The sequence below is a fragment of the Ruegeria sp. G7 genome, assembly GCF_056535465.1.
On record NZ_JBQFIL010000001.1, the window covers coordinates 2,164,593 to 2,182,323 of the forward strand.

A 17,731-nucleotide genomic window follows, 5' to 3' on the forward strand; every position below is an offset into this window, starting at 1 on the left:
TAAATGTCCCAACGCCTGAGCCCGCTTGAGATCATGACCAAGCTGATCTCTTTTCCAACGGTAAGTCGCGAAACCAATCTGCCATTGGTTGACTGGGTCGAGGAGTATCTGCGCAGCCACGGGATCGAGCCGCATCGCTGGCCGGACCCGGAGCAGCCGCACAAGGCAGCCGTTTTCGCGCATGTCGGCCCGTGGGAAGAAGGCGCGATTGTTCTGTCCGGTCACACGGATGTGGTGCCGGTCGATGGCCAGCCGTGGGACACTGATCCATTCATCGTCACCGAGAAAGACGGCAAGTATTTCGGGCGCGGCACCTGCGACATGAAAGGCTTTGACGCTTTGGCGATCTGGGCACTGGTCGAGGCGCATCACGCCGGCATCAATCGCCCTCTGCAACTGGCGCTGAGCTTTGACGAAGAGGTCGGCTGCACCGGTGCCCCGCCGATGATTGAGGCGATGCAAGGGGTGCTGCCAAAGGGCTCGGCGGTGATCGTGGGGGAGCCTTCGGTGATGCAGGCCGTGACCGGCCACAAGGGTGGGTTCGGCTATGACACGCATATGGTTGGGTTCGAGGTGCATAGCTCGATCATGCACACCGGCGTCAACGCGATCATGGAGGCCGCGCCGCTGATCGACTGGGCCAACAAGCGCAATGCTCAGAACAGGACGGCGCAGCCCTCGGACATCGCGGCAGTGTTCGACCCGCCCTGGACAACTTGCCATGTGGGCATGATCGAAGGCGGTACCGCGCATAACATCACCGCCAAGGATTGCCGCTTCATGATGGATTTCCGCGTGGTGCCGGGGGAAAGCGCGGCCCAATGGCGCGCGGATTATCTTGAGCAGGTGAAACAGGCCGAGGCCCGGATGCAAGCCGTTCACCCCGAGGCGCGCATCGATGTCACCGACCATTTCGCAGTGCCTGCCTTGGTGCCAGAAACCGAAGGTGAGGCCGAGATGCTGGTGCGCTCGCTCACCGGGGACAATGCCAGCCATGTGGTTAGCTATGGCACAGAGGCGGGGCAGTTTCAGGAGGCGGGTTATTCCGCCGTCATCTGCGGCCCCGGCGATATCGCACAGGCCCATCAGCCAAATGAGTTCATTACGATTTCTCAATTCAACGCAGGCCAAAAATTCATGGAACGTCTGGTAGAACGGCTCAGCGAATAACACTCTGATCGGAGGTCAAGGATGCCCGTCAAGAACCGGCTCGCCGAGATGCATGGCGAGATCACCAAATGGCGTCGTCATCTGCACATGCATCCCGAGCTGATGTATGACGTCGAAGAAACTGCAGGGTTTGTGGTCGACCGTTTGAAAGAGTTCGGCGTCGACGAGATCACACCGGGGATCGGCAAGACCGGCGTGGTGGCAGTGATCAAGGGACGACAGGACACGCAAGGTAGGGTGATCGGGCTGCGGGCGGATATGGATGCGCTGCCGATTGAAGAGGCGACGGGGCTGGACTATGCCTCGACCGTTTCGGGTAAGATGCATGCCTGTGGGCATGACGGTCATACCTCGATGCTTCTGGGCGCGGCGCAGTATCTGGCTGAGACGCGGAATTTCGACGGTACGGTTGTGCTGATCTTTCAACCCGCGGAAGAAGGCGGGGCAGGCGGTCTGGCCATGTGTCAGGACGGGCTGATGGAGCGCTGGGGCATTCAGGAAGTTTACGGAATGCACAATATGCCGGGCCTGCCGGTCGGGGAATTTGCGATCCGGCCCGGCGCTTTGCTGGCCTCGTCCGATGAGTTTGAAATCGTCGTCACGGGCAAAGGTGGTCACGCCGCCGCGCCGCATGAAGCGGTGGATACGACCCTTGTGGCCTCGCATATTGTTGTGGCTTTGCAATCAGTTGTGTCGCGCACCGTTGATCCGATCAAGCGTGTCGTGCTGACGGTGGGGACGTTTGTGACGGACAGCGTCGCCTCGAACGTGATCGCGCATACGGTGCGGCTGCAGGGCACGGTGCGGACTTTGGATCCGGAATACCGGAAAATCGCCGAGGACCGCATGCGCCGGATTGCGGAAGACACCGCCTCGGCCTTCGGCGCGTCGGCCACGATGACGTGGACGCCGGGCTATCCGGTGACGGTGAACTCGTACGACGAAACGATCTATGCCGCCGAGGCTGCGCAGGCCGTGGCGGGCAAGATCAATGACAGCACCGATCCGATCATGCCGTCCGAAGATTTCGCCTACATGCTTGAAGAACGGCCCGGAGCCTACATCTTTATCGGAAACGGGGACACGGCGATGTGCCATCACCCGGAATACAACTTCGACGACGACGCCATTCCCGCCGGATGCAGCTGGTTTGCTGAGCTGGTGGAACGACGATTGCCCGTCGCCTGATTTGGGAGGATCAGATGCCAATCAAGAACCGACTTGCCGAAATGCACGAGGAAATCACCGGTTGGCGGCGGGATATCCATCAGCACCCCGAAATCCTGTATGAGACCCACCGCACCAGTGCTTTGGTCGCCGAAAAGCTGAAAGAATTCGGCTGCGATGAGGTTGTGACCGGCATTGGCCGCACAGGTGTTGTAGGGGTGATCAAGGGCAAGACCGATACGCAGGGCCGCGTGATCGGGTTGCGTGCCGATATGGATGCGCTGCCGATGCAGGAGCAGACGGGGCTGGACTATGCGTCCAAGACCGAAGGCGCCATGCACGCTTGCGGCCATGATGGCCACACCGCGATGGTTCTGGGCGCGGCGAAGTACCTGTCCGAGACGCGGAACTTTGACGGCACGGCCATCGTGATCTTTCAGCCTGCCGAAGAGGGCGGCAATGGAGCCGAGGCGATGTGCAAGGACGGTCTGATGGATCGCTTCGGTATTCAGGAAGTCTATGCCATGCACAATGTACCCGGTGTGCCGACCGGTCAGTTTGCGATCCGCTCTGGGCCTCTGCTGGCAGCCGCCGATGAATTCGACATTCATCTGGAAGGGCGCGGAGGCCACGCGGCCAAGCCGCAGGAGACTATTGATACAACCGTCATGCTGTCTCAGTTGATTGTTGCGCTGCAAACCATTGTATCGCGCAACGCGGACCCGATTTTGCAGGCGGTTCTGTCGGTGACGTCGGTCGAGACCTCGTCCAAGGCGTTCAACGTGATCCCGCAGTCGGCGCAGGTGAAGGGTACTGTGCGGACGCATTCGAACGACATGCGCGACCTGATCGAAGCGCGACTGACCGAGGTGGCTCAGGGCATCGCCGAGACCTTCGGTGGCACGGTCAAAGTGACCTATAAGCGCGGCGTTCCGGTGACGATCAATGCCGAGGAGCAGACGGGGTATGCGACTGAGGCCGCCGTTTCCGTGGGCGGCAGCTGTGGTGAAGCGCCTATGGTGATGGGGGGCGAGGATTTCTCGTTCATGCTGGAAGAACGCCCCGGGGCTTTCATCGTTCTGGGCAATGGCGATAGCGCCGGGCTGCACCACCCCGAATACAACTTCAATGATGAGATCATCCCGATGGGATGTTCCTGGTTTGCCGAAATGGTCGAGCGCCGGATGCCGGCGGCTTGAAATAGGAGAGAGAAGAGATGCCAGTCAAAAACCGCTTTGCCGAGTTGCAGGATGAAATCACCGCATGGCGACGGGATATTCACGAAAACCCGGAGATTCTGTTCGAAACCCACCGCACCAGCGCCTTGGTGGCCGAAAAGCTGAAAGAGTTCGGCTGCGATGAGATCGTGACCGGGATCGGACGGACCGGTGTTGTGGGCGTGATCAAGGGCAAGTCCGACACCAAGGGCAAAGTCATCGGTCTGCGCGCGGATATGGATGCGTTGCCGATCCATGAGGCGACGGGGCTGGACTATGCCTCGAAAACCGACGGGGCGATGCATGCCTGTGGCCATGACGGCCATACGGCGATGCTTTTGGGGGCGGCGAAATACCTGTCCGAGACGCGCAATTTCGATGGCACCGTTGTGGTGATTTTCCAGCCCGCAGAAGAGGGCGGCGGCGGTGGTCGTGAGATGTGCGAAGACGGCATGATGGAGCGCTGGAACATTCAGGAGGTCTACGGCATGCACAACTGGCCGGGTCGTCCGGTCGGCAGTTTTGCGATCCGCCCGGGCTCGTTCTTTGCGGCGACCGACCAGTTTGACATCACCTTCGAGGGCCGCGGAGGTCACGCCGCCAAACCGCAGGAGACGGTGGATACGACCGTGATGACGGCGCAGGCGGTGTTGGCGTTGCAAACGATTGCCTCGCGCAATGCCGACCCGATTGATCAGGTGGTGGTGTCGGTGACGTCGTTCGAGACCTCCTCGAAGGCATTCAACGTGATCCCGCAGACGGTGCAGATCAAGGGCACCGTGCGCACCATGAGCAAAGAAATGCGCGATCTGGCCGAGACCCGGATCAACGAGATTTGCGCCGGAGTGGCCGCGACCTTTGGCGGGACTGCGGACGTGACCTATATCCGGGGCTATCCCGTCATGGTGAACAGCGATGAGCAGACCGAATTTGCCGCAGACGTGGCGCGGTCTGTATCGGGGGCTTGCGATGACGCGCCGCTGGTCATGGGGGCGAGGATTTCGCCTTTATGCTGGAAGAACGTCCGGGGGCGTATATTCTGGTGGGGAATGGCGATACCGCCATGGTGCATCACCCGGAGTACAACTTCAACGATGAGGCGATTCCGGCGGGATGTAGCTGGTGGGCCGAGATTGTCGAGCAACGGATGCCTGCAGCCTGATGGACAGCGTGGGGGCGCTGCCCCCACACCCCCGGGATATTTTTAGCCAGATGAAGAGGGATCCGGTGCACGCAAGTCGAGCGTGGCGCACAGGGTTTCGATGACCATGTCCAGCGCGGTGGCCTGGGTGTTGACGCAGGACTGGGCGGCGGCGCGGGCTTTGGTCAGCGCGTTGATGTCCGAGAGCCAACGGTCGACGGCCTTGGTCAGATCGGGCGCGGTTTGGACCTCGATGGCGCCGCCAGTTTCTATCAGCGGGGCGAAGGTTTCCGCGAAGTTGAAGGTGCCCGGGCCGGTCAGGACCGCGGCCCCGGCTTGCGCGGGTTCGAAGGGGTTGTGGCCTCCGATCTCTTTGAGGGAGCCGCCGAGGAAGACGATCGGGCAAAGGGTGTACCATGTGCCCAACTCGCCCAGCGTGTCGGCCATGTAGATTTGAGTATGTCCGGTGATGGGCTGGTCGGTGCTGCGCTGGGCATGTGTAAGGCCTTGGGCACGGATCAGATCACCGATTTCGGTGCGGCGCTCGGGGTGGCGCGGGATCAGCAGAAGCAGCAGATCGGGCCAGCGGTCGAGCAGGGCATTATGCGCGGTGAGAACGGTTTCTTCTTCGCCCTGATGAGTGGAACTGGCGATCCAGACCGGGCGATCGCCGATCTGCTGCGTGATCTGAGACAGAGTTTTTGTGTCCACAGGAAGTGGGTCGGACAGGGCCTTTAGGTTGGTGCCGGGCTGTACCTTCTCAGGAGCGGCACCCATAGCGATCAGGTTGCTGGCGGTTTTCTTGTTCTGGGTCAGGAACAGGGAGAAATGGTTCAGGAGGAACCGGGCAGTCTTGGGGCGCTTCGTCCAACCGGCGACGGATTTCTCGGACAGGCGCGCGTTCAGCAGGGCCAGCGGTGTTCCGCGTCTTGAGGTCTCGACGATGAGACGCGGCCAGATTTCGCTTTCGACGAAGATGGTGGCATCCGGTCGCCAATGGTCCAGAAACCGTCGCACCGGTCCGCCGCTGTCGAGCGGAGGGTATTGATGGCGCGTGCGCGGGGGCAGGCGTTTGGCGATCAACTCGGCGGAGGTCGGGGTGCCCGACGTGATCAGGAATTCAGCATCGGGCAGGCGTTCGCCCAGTCGCTTGATCAGGCTGAGGACGGACAGGCTTTCTCCGACGCTGGCGGCGTGGAACCAGATCAGGCGAGCGTTGGGGCGGGTTAGGCTGGCATAGCCCAGCCGTTCCTGCTGTCGCTGTTCGGGCACGTTTGCGGTCTGCAGTTTTGCGCGCACCTTACGCCAGATCAGTGGGCCGACCAGAGAAGTCAGGCCGCAGTACAGCTTGTACAACAGCGTCGGCTGTCCGCCGGGGCCGGGCAAATCAGCCGCCTGTGTGGCTCATGTGGCGGCTCATCTGGCCGTCGACAGCCTGCCGGGAATAGTCGAAATCATGGCCCTTGGGCTTGAGGTTAATTGCGGCGCGGATCGCCTGTTCCAGCGGTTCTTCGGTATCGGGGTGGTCGCGCAGGGCGCCGCGCAGGTCGGCCATGTCTTCCTGACCGAGGCACATATACAGCTCTCCGGTGCAGGTCAGGCGCACGCGGTTGCAGCTTTCGCAGAAGTTATGCGACAGCGGTGTGATAAAGCCGATCTTTTGGCCGGTCTCTTCAAGACGGACATAGCGGGCGGGGCCGCCGGTGCGCTCGGCCAGATCGGTCACGGTATAGTGGTTCTCGTATTCCTTGCGCACGTCTTTCAGGGACCAGTACTGATCCAGCCGATCCTCGTTGCCGATATCGCCCATGGGCATGACCTCGATCCACGTCAGGTCCATGTCGCGCTCGGCGCACCATTCGGTGATCCGCGGCAGTTCCGGTTCGTTGAAACCCTTCAGCGCCACTGCGTTGATCTTGATCCGCAGTCCTGCTTTTTGCGCCGCGTCGATGCCGTTCAGCACTTGTTTCAGGCGGCCCCAGCGCGTGACCTTGGAAAACTTGTCTTCGTCCAGCGTGTCCAGCGAGACGTTCACCCGGCGCACGCCCGCCGCATAAAGATCATCCGCGAAACGGTGCAGTTGCGAGCCGTTGGTGGTCAGTGTCAACTCTTTCAACGCGCCGCTGTCCAGATGCCGCGTCATGTTGTGGAAGAAGGACATGATGTTTCGGCGCACCAAAGGTTCTCCGCCAGTGATGCGCAGCTTTTCGACACCCATGTTCACGAAGGTGGTGCACATGCGGTCAAGTTCTTCCAGCGTCAGCAGGTCCTTTTTGGGCAGGAACTTCATGTCCTCGGACATGCAATAGACGCAGCGAAAATCACAGCGGTCCGTGACGGAGACGCGGAGATATGTGATGGCGCGGGCAAACGGGTCGATAAGCGGAGCTGTCATGGCTTATAGGTAAAGCGCGGGTGGGTACGCGGCAAGTGTGATCTGCGTTTTGGACTGGTACAGATAAGCGCAGGACCTTACGTTTTGCATATGAGATATGTGTTTCTTTTGCTGTGTGGCCTGATCACAGGGTGCGATGCGGTCCGGTCGACAACGGATCGGGTGTTCGGAAGCGCCCCTGCGCAGCCTGAGGCGGCTCCGACTGCTGCAGTTGTCGAGCAGACGCCCGCTCCGGCCGTGGACGATGTCAGATGGGTCGGCGCGAAAAGGACGGTTGCGGGTCTGGGGGATCCGAACACGCCGGGGCGCTGGTTGCAGACGCCGTTGGTGGAGGTCGAACTCAATGGCCGCGTGGTCGTGCCGCGCACCGGGGCGCAGGCCTATGTTACGCTCGTGCCTGCGAGCGGGCCGGAAGGCGGCGGCAGTCGTTTGTCGCTTGAGGCGATGCGCGCCCTGTTGATCCCGTTCGATGAACTGGTCGAGCTGGAAGTCTATTCAGACTAGTCCCGCAGGTATTTCCCCGCCTCTTTCCGGGCGAAGGGCTTCATCGCCATGCCGTGCTGGTCCAGAAAATCGATCACCCGTTTGGGGTCATGTTTGGATAATTCGCGCAACCACCATGCGACGGCTTTCTGAATGAACCAATCCCGGTTGGGGACATAGCCTGCCGCCCAGCCCAGTACCCGGTCTCGGCATGCCAGATCCTCTGGCTTGGGGTGGTTCTGCTTCGTCCAGGGCAGGGTGGCGACCAAGGCCGCGCGCCGGGTCCACATATGATCGGACAGCGTCCATTGTTCGACCTGATCCAGCCTTGATGGGTCGGCAGACAATCGCTTCTGCATCGCCATGCAGGCATGATCGGCGATGGCCCAGGCATCAAAATCGGGCAACCAGCTTTGCAGCAGGTCCCAAACGCGGTCATCGGGCCGGATGCGCGCCTGAGTCAGCAGCTTCGCCGCTGCCACGCGGGCTTCGTGTATGTCTGTCTGCCAAAGGGCCGAGGCCAGTTCGACCCGCTCGGGTAGGTCGAGCTCGCGCCGCCATTCTTTGGTCAGATCGTTCAGGATCGGATTGGCGACGCCCAGATAGGCGCGGTCAACCTTGTGATAAGCCGCGACCTGCTCGGCCCGCGCCGGGTCGGCATGGGCTTTGATCTGATCCAGATGGGTCCTGAGCAGAGCCGCGCTCATTCGACCGTCACGGATTTCGCCAGATTACGGGGCTGGTCTACGTCCGTCCCTTTGGCAACGGCGGTGTGATAGGCCAGCAACTGCGCCGGCACCGAATAGAGGATCGGAGCAAGGCTGGGATGGACATGCGGCATTCGGATCGTGCTCCAGACCCCGTCTTCGGCGTCGGCGATGCCATCGTCGTCCGAGACCAGAATGACCTTGCCCTTACGCGCCATCACCTCTTGCATGTTCGAGACCGTCTTGTCGAACACCGCATCGCGCGGGGCCATGACGACCACAGGCATGTGCTTGTCGATCAGCGCGATGGGGCCATGCTTGAGCTCACCCGATGCGTAACCTTCGGCGTGGATATAGCTGATTTCTTTCAGTTTCAGCGCGCCTTCCATGGCCAGCGGATACATCAGGCCGCGCCCCAGAAACAGAACGTCGCGCGCCTCGGACAGGCGCTGGGCGGATTTGCGGATCGCGTCGTTTTCGTCCAGCGCCGTGTTCAGAACCGAAGGCAATCCCCTTAGCGCGGCGGCATGGTCCGCCAATTCTGCTGGGGTCAGGGTGCCGCGATCTGCAGCGGCTTTCAACGCCAGCATCAGCAGCACGCTCAGCTGGCAGGTGAAGGCCTTGGTGGAGGCCACGCCGATCTCAACCCCGGCATGGATCGGCAGGGCGATGTCGCTTTCCCGCGCAATCGAGCTTTCGGGAACATTGACCACCGAAACGATCTTGTCCGCCTTGCCCTCGCAATAGCGCAGCGCCGCCAGCGTATCGGCGGTTTCGCCCGACTGGCTGACGAACAGCGCCAGCGTCCGGTCGGTGATCGGAGGTTCGCGATAGCGGAACTCGCTGGCGATATCCACCTCGACGGGCATTTTGGCCAGCTGCTCGAACCAGTATTTGGCGGTCAGGCAGGCATAAAATGCCGTGCCACAGGCAACCATGGTCAACCGGTCAAGCTTGGCAAAGTCCAGCCCTTCGGGCAGGACTATCTGATCACCGCCGGTCGGCAGATACGAGCGGATCGCTTCGGCGACCACCACAGGCTGCTCTGCGATTTCCTTCGCCATATAGTGTTTGTGACCGCCTTTGTCCGCGCGCGTCTGATCCAGCTTGATCTGGCGCATCTCGCGGTTAGCGATCTCGCCGGCGCCGTTGCGAATCTCAAGCGAGGCGCGGGTCAGAACGGCGCGGTCGCCCTCTTCCAGATAGGTGATGCGATCGGTGAGCGGCGCAAGCGCAATTGCGTCCGATCCGACATACATTTCACCGTCCCCGTGGCCAATCGCCAGCGGCGAGCCTTTGCGGGCCGCGACGATCAGGTCATCTTGCCCGTTGAACAGAAAGGCCAGCGCGAACGCGCCCTCAAGCCGGTCGATGGTTTTGAACGCGGCATCAACCGGTGCCATGCCCCGCGACATGTAAAGCTCGGTCATCAGGGCGACGGTTTCGGTATCGGTCTCGGTTTCAAAGCCGATGCCGTGCTCGGCCAGTTCGGCGCGCAGCTCGCGATAGTTCTCGACGATGCCATTGTGCACCACGGCGACCGGTCCGGCCTTGTGCGGATGCGCGTTGCTGACCGACGGCGCGCCGTGGGTAGCCCAGCGGGTATGACCGATGCCGGACTTGCCGGGCAGCGGATCATGCACCAGAAGGTCGCTCAGGTTGACCAGCTTGCCCACGGCCCGGCGGCGACCCAGCACGCCATCATTGACGGTGGCAATCCCGGCGCTGTCATAGCCGCGATATTCCAGCCGTTTCAGCGCCTCGACCAGAATGGGGGCTGCTTCGTGACTGCCCAGAACACCTACAATTCCGCACATCGTTCAGGCTCCTTTGCCGCGGCGCGCTTTTTCGCCCTCAGCATATCAAACAGTTTACGCGCATAGCCGGGCTTGTTTTCCTGCTTGGCGCGCGCCAGGGCAAGGGCGTCAGGTTCCACGTCCTTGGTTACGACCGTCCCGGTTGCGGTCATCGCGCCGTCGCCCAGTGTCACCGGAGCGACCAGCATCGTGTTGGACCCGATGAACACGTTTTCCCCAATCGTGGTTTTGTGTTTCATCACCCCGTCATAGTTGCAGGTGATCGTACCGGCCCCAATATTTGTTGCAGCGCCTACCGAGGCATCGCCGATATAGCTCAGGTGATTGACTTTCGCGCCCTCGGCGATTTCGGCATTCTTGATCTCGACGAAATTGCCGATGCGGGTGTTTTCGGCCAGCTCGGTGCCCGGACGCAGCCGGGCATAGGGGCCAACGGTCGCGCCACGACTGACATGGCAACCCTCAAGATGCGAGAACGCACGGATCGTGGCGCCGCTTTCGACGGTGACGCCGGGGCCGAAGACCACGTTTGGTTCGACTAGTGTATCGCGCCCGATGATGGTGTCTGCGGCCAGATAGACCGTCTCGGGGGCCATCAATGTCACGCCCAGATCCAGCAGTTCTGCCCGCGCGCGCTTGAAAAACCGCATCTGCCGAGGCCAGATCAGCGCGGGAGTTCACGCCCAATGTCTGTGCTTCGTCACAGGCGACTGCTGTGACGCGCAGGCCCTTGTTGCGCGCGATCTCAACGATATCGGTCAGATAATACTCACCCGACGCATTGTCGTTGCCAACCGCGTCGATCAGCGAGAACAGTGTTTGTGCATGGCAGGCCATAAGGCCGGAATTACAGAAGGTTATCGCGCGCTCTTCATCTGAGGCGTCTTTGTATTCGGCGATCCGCTCCAGCGTGTCACCCTGCATCACCAGACGGCCATAGCGCGCCGGGTCGGCGGCTTCGAACCCGAGGATGACGAGATCATTTTCGGCCCGTGCAGCGATCATCCGCTCCAGAGTGTCGGGCTGCAGGAAGGGGGTGTCGCCAAACAGCACGACCGCATCGCCGTCAAACCCGTCCAGCGCGTCACGCGCCTGCGCGACGGCATGCGCGGTGCCAAGCTGTTCTTGCTGCACCACGATCCGGGCGTTTTCGTCCTCGGCCTGCGCCACTTTCGAGACCGCCTCGGCCCCGTGCCCGGTGACGATCACGGTGCGTTCGGGCGACAGGACGGCACCGGCGCGCATGGCGTGGACCAGCATGGGCACCTGCGCGATCGGGTGCAGGACTTTGGGAATGTCAGAATTCATTCTTGTGCCTTTCCCGGCGGCAAGAATGATAAGGGCGGTCGTCATGAAATCGTTTTCTCTTTGTGTTTTGTTGCGCCCCGTTTTATCCGCTGAGGTCAAAGGCGCAAGCGGTTCGCCCATCAAACAAGATTGCCGTTTGCAACATGACACGGCAAAAAACCGCTGAGGCAGGGGGTAACATGCGCACGGTGATCTTCGATCTGGACGGGACATTGGCCGATACATCCGGTGATCTGCTGGCTGCGGCCAATCACTGTTTCCGACAGATGGGGCACGGCGATGTGCTGGTGCACGAACAGGATGCAGGCGTCGCGCTGCGCGGTGGCCGGATGATGCTGACCCATGGCCTGAAGCGCGTCGGGGCCTATGCCGAGGATACGGTTTTGGACTACTATCCGGTCCTGCTTGAGGCTTATGCTGAGGCGATTGACACGCACACGCGGTTCTATCCCGGTGCCATGGATGCCGTCGAGGCGCTTGCGCAAGCGGGCTATGGCGTTGGCATTTGCACCAACAAACCCGAGGGCCTGGCTGATCTTCTGCTGACCCGGTTGGGTGTGCGGGACACGTTCGCATCGCTGGTGGGGGCGGATACGCTGCCGGTGCGCAAACCCGATCCCGAGCCGTTGCGCGAAGCGGCGCGGCGCGCGGGTGGGCATCCCGATCACTGCATACTGATCGGCGATTCCGATACCGACCGGAATACGGCGCGGGCGGCGGGTGTGCCTTCGGTGCTGGTCACCTTCGGCCCTTCGGGCGAGGATATGGCCGCGTTGGAGCCCGAGGCGCTGCTGCATCATTTTGATGATTTGCCGAAACTGGTCTCCGATTTGATCGGAGCGGCGGCGTGATCTCTTGACGCTGACCGCAAGCAGCCCCAGAACAAAGTCATGACCGAGACATTCACTGGCAGTTTTACCCAGCAGGAACCCATCCCGGAAGACGCGATCGAGGCCGCTCTGGCCGTGATGCGCCATGGTCGTCTGCACCGTTATAACGTCGTGCCGGGCGAATTGAGCGAGACTGCTTTGTTGGAGCAGGAATTTGCGGCCCAGATGGGGGCGAAGTACTGTCTGGCAGTATCGTCGGGCGGGTATGCCCTGGCCACCGCCCTGCGGGCCGTGGGTGTCGGGCCGGGGGATCCGGTTCTGACCAATGCATTCACGCTGGCCCCTGTGCCGGGGGCGATTGCATCGGTAGGGGCAAAACCGGTCTTTGTGGGTGTCACCGAGACTTTGACCATTGATCTGGATGATCTTGAGGCCAAGCTGGGGCAGGCGCATGTGCTGATGCTGAGCCATATGCGTGGGCATCTGTGTGACATGGATCGGCTGATGCAGATGTGCGATGCTGCCGGAGTGGTCGTGATCGAGGATTGTGCGCACACGATGGGCGCTGCATGGCGGGGGCAGCTTTCCGGTCGGCAGGGGGCTGTGGGCTGTTACTCGTGCCAGACATACAAGCACGTGAATTCCGGCGAAGGCGGTTTGCTGGTCACCGATGATCCGGAACTGGCGGCAAAGGCCACCATGCTTTCGGGGTCTTATATGCTGTACGAACGCCATCTGGCGGCCCCGGGCCCCGAAGTGTTTGAGCAGATCAAGTACACGACGCCCAATGTGTCGGGGCGCATGGACAATCTGCGCGCCGCGATCCTGCGCCCGCAGTTGCGGGATCTGGATCGGCAGGTTGCGCGCTGGAACGAGCGCTATGATGAGATTGAGCGTGGGCTGCGCGACACGCCGGGTCTGACGATTGTGGAGCGTCCTGAGCAGGAAACCTATGTCGGCTCTTCGATCCAGTTCCTGCTGCTGGACTGGTCGTCAGAGCGGATCGCCGAGGTGATCCGACGGTGCGCCGGGCGTGGGGTGGAGTTGAAGTGGTTTGGCGGTGCGGAACCTTCGGGCTTTACCTCGCGCTACGACAGTTGGCGTTATGCGGACAGTGCGCCGATGCCTGCGAGTGACCGGATATTGGCGGGGATCATGGATATGCGTGTTCCGCTGACCTTTTCGCTTGAGGATTGTCGCCTGATCGCGCGGATCATCCGGGCCGAGGTCAGCGCGGTCTATCAGTCGTAATCCGGCGGAGTGCGCTTTCAGCGCACGCTCGATCCTTTGGTAAACGCCGCCCCTTGCCGGGCGGCGTTTTGCGTTGGTCGGCGCGACGTCGTTGACCAGAGGTGGAATCGCTGGTATCTGGTTATTGAACACTTGTTCATTAACTCGGTCGGAGGAGGCCCGCATGTTTACCGCCACAATGCAATTCGATCTGGGCGAGGACGTGAACGCCCTGCGCGAGATGGTCCACCGCTGGGCGCAGGAACGGGTCAAGCCGATGGCGGCAGAGGTCGACAAATCCAACGCGTTCCCGAATGAGCTGTGGAAAGAGATGGGAGACCTCGGCCTGCTGGGCGTCACGGTGCCCGAGGAATATGGCGGGGCGGGAATGTCTTATCTGGCCCATACCATCGCGGTGGAAGAGGTGGCGCGGGCTTCGGCCTCGGTTTCGCTGTCCTACGGGGCGCATTCGAACCTGTGCGTGAACCAGATCAAGTTGAATGGTTCTGAGGAGCAGAAGCAGAAATATCTGCCGCGGCTGATTTCGGGCGATCATGTGGGTGCTCTGGCGATGTCGGAACCCTCGGCGGGGTCGGATGTGGTGTCGATGAAGCTGCGCGCCGAAAAGCGCAACGATCATTACCGGCTGAACGGCAACAAATACTGGATCACCAACGGGCCGGACGCGGATACCCTTGTGGTTTATGCCAAGACCGACCCTGAGGCGGGATCGAAGGGGATCACCGCCTTTCTGATCGAGAAAGAGATGAAGGGATTTTCGACCTCGCCCCATTTCGACAAGCTTGGGATGCGCGGGTCGAACACGGCCGAGTTGATCTTTGAAGACGTCGAAGTGCCGTTCGAGAATGTTCTGGGCGAAGAAGGCCGGGGCGTTGCCGTTCTGATGTCCGGTCTTGATTATGAACGCGTTGTGCTGGCCGGGATCGGCACCGGCATCATGGCGGCCTGTCTGGATGAGGTCATGCCTTATCTGGCCGAGCGTAAGCAGTTCGGCAAACCGATCGGGTCGTTCCAGCTGATGCAGGGCAAGATTGCGGATATGTATACCGCGATGAACTCGGCGCGGGCTTATGTCTATGAGGTTGCCAAAGCCTGTGACCGGGGGGATGTGACCCGTCAGGATGCGGCGGCGTGTTGTCTTTATGCGTCCGAGCAGGCGATGGTTCAGGCGCATCAGGCCGTTCAGGCGCTGGGCGGTGCCGGGTTCCTGTCGGATGCGCCGGTCAGCCGGATTTTCCGCGATGCCAAACTGATGGAAATCGGCGCAGGCACCAGCGAGATTCGCCGGATGCTGATTGGCCGCGAGATGATGAACGAAATGCTGTGAAAAAAGCCCCGCGGTTCAGCGAACCACGGGGCCTTTTGGCGATTGGATCAGAAGCGATGAACGTAGGACACGCCCACCAGCCATGGGTCAATCTCGACGGTTCCGATATCGGCACCGTCCAGGGTGGCGTCCGAGTCGATGTCGAACCAGCGCACGTTCAGACGGACCGCACCCGCATCCGAAACGGCATAGTCCACACCGGCCTGCAGCGCGATACCGACCGAGTTATCAAGCTCGAGGTCGCCCAGAGACGATTGTTCATCGAAGAAGATAGTGTAGTTCACGCCCGCACCGACATAAGGCGTCCAGGCGCTGCCAGTCGGGAAGTGATAGTTCAACGACAGGGTGGGCGGCAGGTGATCGACGCTGCCGATCTCGGTGCCTCCAAGCGAGACATCGTGGCTAAAGGGGGTCGAGGCCAGCAATTCGATGCCGAGGTTGTCCTGAATGAAGTATTCGACGGTGAAGATCGGACGAGTGTCCGAGTCAACGTCAGCGTCAAGTCCGGCCAGCGTGCCGTTATCGGACTTGGGGTCCAGATAGCCAACACCGACACCGACGGTCCAGTCACCCTGAGATTGGGCGAAGGCCGGGGCAGCCAGCGCGACAAGCGCGGTCGAAAGGGTCAAAGCGGCGAGTGTTTTGATCATTTTCATGCCTATGGTTTTGTTGATACCCGCTTTGTGAGGGCATCGCGGGTGCAGGACCCTGATCTGCATCAAGTTTTCGCGATGAGTGCAGCGGGCCTTGGACACCTAAATCTTTGCAAAACAAGGGAGAATACAGATGCGTCCCGCTGACGTCATACCGGGTTTGCATCCTGATCAAAGCTGGGCGCTTCCGAACCGGCTGAATATGGCGCGCCAATGCCTGTCACACCCTTCGGATCAGACCGCGATTCTGGACCTGTCAGATGGCGGCGCCAACGCCATCAGTTTTGGCGCGTTGCACGAGATGACCGACGGCATCGCACGGGGTCTGCTGGACCATGTTCAGCCTGGCGACCGGGTGGGGGTGTTGTTGAGCCAATCACCCTGGTGTGCGGCGGCGCACCTTGCCATCTGGAAGATCGGCGCGATTTCGGTGCCCTTGTTCAAGCTGTTCAAGCGGGATGCACTTGCCTCGCGTATCGGAGATTCGGGCGCGCGCATTGTTCTGACCGATGATGAGGGTGTAGCGCTGGTCGGTGATCTGGCGCGGTCGCTGAGTGTGGACGAGACTGGGCGGGACGGCGATCGGGTGCCCTTCGTTGATGCCGGGCCCGAGGATCCTGCCGTGCTGATCTATACCTCGGGCACCACCGGCAGCCCCAAAGGGGCGCTTCATGGGCATCGGGTTCTGACCGGGCACCTGCCGGGTGTTTCGATCAGCCACAATCATCTGCGCCCGGGCGATTGCCTCTGGACCCCCGCCGACTGGGCCTGGATCGGCGGTCTGTTTGACGTGTTGATGCCCGGTCTGGCGCTGGGCATCCCCGTCGTGGCCGCGCGGCTTGAGAAGTTCTCGCCCGAGGCTTGCGCCGACGTGGTGGCGCGCGGTGGGGTGCGGAATGTGTTTTTCCCACCAACCGCGCTGCGGATGCTGAAGGCGGCGGATCAATCAATCCCGGGCCTGCGTTCGGTGGCATCGGGGGGTGAGCCGCTGGGGGCCGAGATGCTGGCCTGGGGGCAGCAGGCGTTCGGCCTGACGATCAACGAGTTCTACGGTCAGACTGAATGCAATATGGTTGTGTCCTCCTGTGCCGAGGATTTCCCCGTGCGCCCCGGCTGCATTGGCAAACCGGTGCCGGGGCATGATGTGGCGGTGATCGATGAGGATGGCTATCCGACCGATGATGAGGGCGACGTGGCCATCCGGCGCGGTTCGGCCTCGATGCTGTTGGAATACTGGAACCGGTCTGAGGCGACAGCTGAGAAGTTCCGAGGCGACTGGCTGATCACCGGAGACCGTGGTGTTTGGGAGGGTGATTACCTGCGCTTCGTGGGCCGCGACGACGATGTGATTACGTCTGCCGGATACCGCATCGGCCCGGCTGAGATCGAAGATTGTCTACTGACCCACCCGGCGGTGGCGACGGTGGGTGTGGTCGGTAAGCCGGACTTGCTGCGGACCGAGATCGTGAAGGCCTATGTGGTGTTGAAGCCGGGGACAGAGGCTACTGGCGCGGAGTTGCAGGAGTGGGTCAAGGACCGGCTGGCGCAGTATTCCTATCCGCGTGAGGTGGCGTTTCTGGAGGAGTTGCCGATGACGGTGACGGGGAAGGTGATCCGGAAGGAATTGAAGGCGCGTGCAGCGGGGGAGGCCAGTAAATGACCGAAAACTCTAGCTACTCAAAAATGCTAGGCCTTCAAGAAGATGAGGTTGTTTCCACGATTTCCTCATGGGTTTCAGAGCTTTCAGAGGATGAACATCGCATCAGGTCCGCGATATTGGACCTTCATTTCTCGGTAGAATTTCAGTTGAAGAGATTCCTATACCACGGTCTGCGGGGAACAATTTTATATTCTGACGAACAGACAAGGGATCAAAAAGCCAAGGTCCTCAATTCTGCGGTTGGCAAGCTGCCGATGGGTACAGCGATGAGTTTGTTGGAAGCATCAGTGAAGATGTCGCCGTGGCCGGAGCTATCGGACATTTGGGAACTGAATAGGACGCGCAACCGAATGGCCCACACTCAAAACAAGGGAGAAATCAAGTATAAGGGCCGCAATCCGTTCTTTGACACTGATTGCCTTTCACAGATGTATTTCGATGTTTGGGCAATTGATCAGGTTTTCGTAAAACTGTTCGAGAGGGTCATTGATGAGCCTCTGACGCATCTCGCCTATTACCGTGACCTCTCTGAAACCTATCGAAATAAGTATGGGGATATTCCTGCGGAAGAGCACCCAAAGCTTCGAACCTATCCTGAGTGGTAA

14 protein-coding genes and 2 pseudogenes are annotated in these 17,731 nt (G+C 60.8%); 10 read left to right on the forward strand and 6 right to left on the reverse strand.

Going from position 1 to position 17,731, the window contains the following annotated elements; translation table 11 throughout:
- Nucleotides 1-3: 3 nt before the first annotated feature.
- From argE to ACR3EN_RS10865, 4 genes and pseudogenes are all read left to right on the forward strand, one after another.
- On the forward strand, nucleotides 4-1,170 hold the full coding sequence (argE, locus tag ACR3EN_RS10850; RefSeq protein ID WP_480822609.1) for an acetylornithine deacetylase: 1,167 nt from the start codon (nucleotides 4-6) through the stop codon (nucleotides 1,168-1,170).
- A 21-nt stretch (nucleotides 1,171-1,191) separates the two neighbouring features.
- On the forward strand, nucleotides 1,192-2,358 hold the full coding sequence (locus ACR3EN_RS10855; RefSeq protein WP_480822607.1) for a M20 aminoacylase family protein: 1,167 nt from the start codon (nucleotides 1,192-1,194) through the stop codon (nucleotides 2,356-2,358).
- Between the two features lie 14 nt (nucleotides 2,359-2,372).
- A complete protein-coding gene (locus tag ACR3EN_RS10860; RefSeq protein WP_480822605.1) occupies nucleotides 2,373-3,536 on the forward strand; it encodes a M20 aminoacylase family protein in 1,164 nt (387 codons plus the stop codon).
- Nucleotides 3,537-3,553: 17 nt separating this feature from the next.
- Nucleotides 3,554-4,716, forward strand: a pseudogene (locus tag ACR3EN_RS10865) (M20 aminoacylase family protein).
- A gap of 42 nt (nucleotides 4,717-4,758) precedes the next feature.
- On the opposite strand, the gene ACR3EN_RS10870 reads toward ACR3EN_RS10865, so the two are convergent.
- Both ACR3EN_RS10870 and moaA read right to left on the reverse strand, forming a co-directional pair.
- Nucleotides 4,759-6,081: a 3-deoxy-D-manno-octulosonic acid transferase gene (locus ACR3EN_RS10870; RefSeq protein WP_480822601.1), complete on the reverse strand. Its 1,323-nt coding sequence runs from the start codon at nucleotides 6,079-6,081 to the stop codon at nucleotides 4,759-4,761.
- A 1-nt stretch (nucleotide 6,082) separates the two neighbouring features.
- Nucleotides 6,083-7,090: a GTP 3',8-cyclase MoaA gene (moaA, locus tag ACR3EN_RS10875; RefSeq protein ID WP_480822599.1), complete on the reverse strand. Its 1,008-nt coding sequence runs from the start codon at nucleotides 7,088-7,090 to the stop codon at nucleotides 6,083-6,085.
- 90 nt (nucleotides 7,091-7,180) lie between these two features.
- On the opposite strand from moaA, the gene ACR3EN_RS10880 reads away from it, so the two are divergent.
- Nucleotides 7,181-7,594, forward strand: a complete 414-nt coding sequence (locus ACR3EN_RS10880; RefSeq protein ID WP_480822597.1) for a hypothetical protein — start codon at nucleotides 7,181-7,183, stop codon at nucleotides 7,592-7,594.
- Here ACR3EN_RS10880 and ACR3EN_RS10885 read toward each other — a convergent pair.
- The 3 genes and pseudogenes from ACR3EN_RS10885 to glmU form a co-directional block, all read right to left on the reverse strand.
- Nucleotides 7,591-8,280 (reverse strand): DNA alkylation repair protein, encoded by a 690-nt coding sequence (locus ACR3EN_RS10885; RefSeq protein WP_480822595.1) that lies wholly within the window; start codon nucleotides 8,278-8,280, stop codon nucleotides 7,591-7,593. The genes ACR3EN_RS10880 and ACR3EN_RS10885 overlap by 4 nt on opposite strands.
- Nucleotides 8,277-10,097, reverse strand: a complete 1,821-nt coding sequence (gene glmS / locus ACR3EN_RS10890; RefSeq protein ID WP_480822593.1) for a glutamine--fructose-6-phosphate transaminase (isomerizing) — start codon at nucleotides 10,095-10,097, stop codon at nucleotides 8,277-8,279. The genes ACR3EN_RS10885 and glmS overlap by 4 nt, the downstream gene beginning before the upstream one ends.
- Nucleotides 10,082-11,450: pseudogene (gene glmU, locus ACR3EN_RS10895) on the reverse strand (bifunctional UDP-N-acetylglucosamine diphosphorylase/glucosamine-1-phosphate N-acetyltransferase GlmU). The gene glmS and the pseudogene glmU overlap by 16 nt, the downstream one beginning before the upstream one ends.
- A 134-nt stretch (nucleotides 11,451-11,584) precedes the next feature.
- On the opposite strand from glmU, the gene ACR3EN_RS10900 reads away from it, so the two are divergent.
- The 3 genes from ACR3EN_RS10900 to ACR3EN_RS10910 all read left to right on the forward strand — a co-directional run bounded on the left by ACR3EN_RS10900 (nucleotide 11,585) and on the right by ACR3EN_RS10910 (nucleotide 14,813).
- The gene (locus ACR3EN_RS10900; protein ID WP_480822589.1) at nucleotides 11,585-12,256 is read left to right on the forward strand and encodes an HAD-IA family hydrolase; all 672 of its coding nucleotides are present in this window, start codon (nucleotides 11,585-11,587) and stop codon (nucleotides 12,254-12,256) included.
- A gap of 39 nt (nucleotides 12,257-12,295) precedes the next feature.
- Entirely contained in the window at nucleotides 12,296-13,486 is a 1,191-nt protein-coding gene (locus ACR3EN_RS10905) for a DegT/DnrJ/EryC1/StrS family aminotransferase (protein ID WP_480822587.1), read from the forward strand.
- Nucleotides 13,487-13,649: 163 nt separating this feature from the next.
- Nucleotides 13,650-14,813 carry an isovaleryl-CoA dehydrogenase gene (locus tag ACR3EN_RS10910; RefSeq protein ID WP_480870566.1) on the forward strand — a complete coding sequence of 388 codons (1,164 nt, stop codon included), beginning with the start codon at nucleotides 13,650-13,652 and terminating at the stop codon, nucleotides 14,811-14,813.
- A 47-nt stretch (nucleotides 14,814-14,860) separates the two neighbouring features.
- Here the strand turns inward: ACR3EN_RS10910 and ACR3EN_RS10915 are convergent, their stop codons facing one another.
- The gene (locus ACR3EN_RS10915; RefSeq protein WP_480823128.1) at nucleotides 14,861-15,463 is read right to left on the reverse strand and encodes an OmpW/AlkL family protein; all 603 of its coding nucleotides are present in this window, start codon (nucleotides 15,461-15,463) and stop codon (nucleotides 14,861-14,863) included.
- Between the two features lie 136 nt (nucleotides 15,464-15,599).
- On the opposite strand from ACR3EN_RS10915, the gene ACR3EN_RS10920 reads away from it, so the two are divergent.
- Together ACR3EN_RS10920 and ACR3EN_RS10925 are read left to right on the forward strand one after the other, a co-directional pair.
- Complete coding sequence (locus ACR3EN_RS10920; RefSeq protein WP_480822583.1) at nucleotides 15,600-17,126, forward strand: AMP-binding protein; 1,527 nt, start codon at nucleotides 15,600-15,602, stop codon at nucleotides 17,124-17,126.
- Nucleotides 17,123-17,731 (forward strand): hypothetical protein, encoded by a 609-nt coding sequence (locus ACR3EN_RS10925; protein WP_480822581.1) that lies wholly within the window; start codon nucleotides 17,123-17,125, stop codon nucleotides 17,729-17,731. The genes ACR3EN_RS10920 and ACR3EN_RS10925 overlap by 4 nt, the downstream gene beginning before the upstream one ends.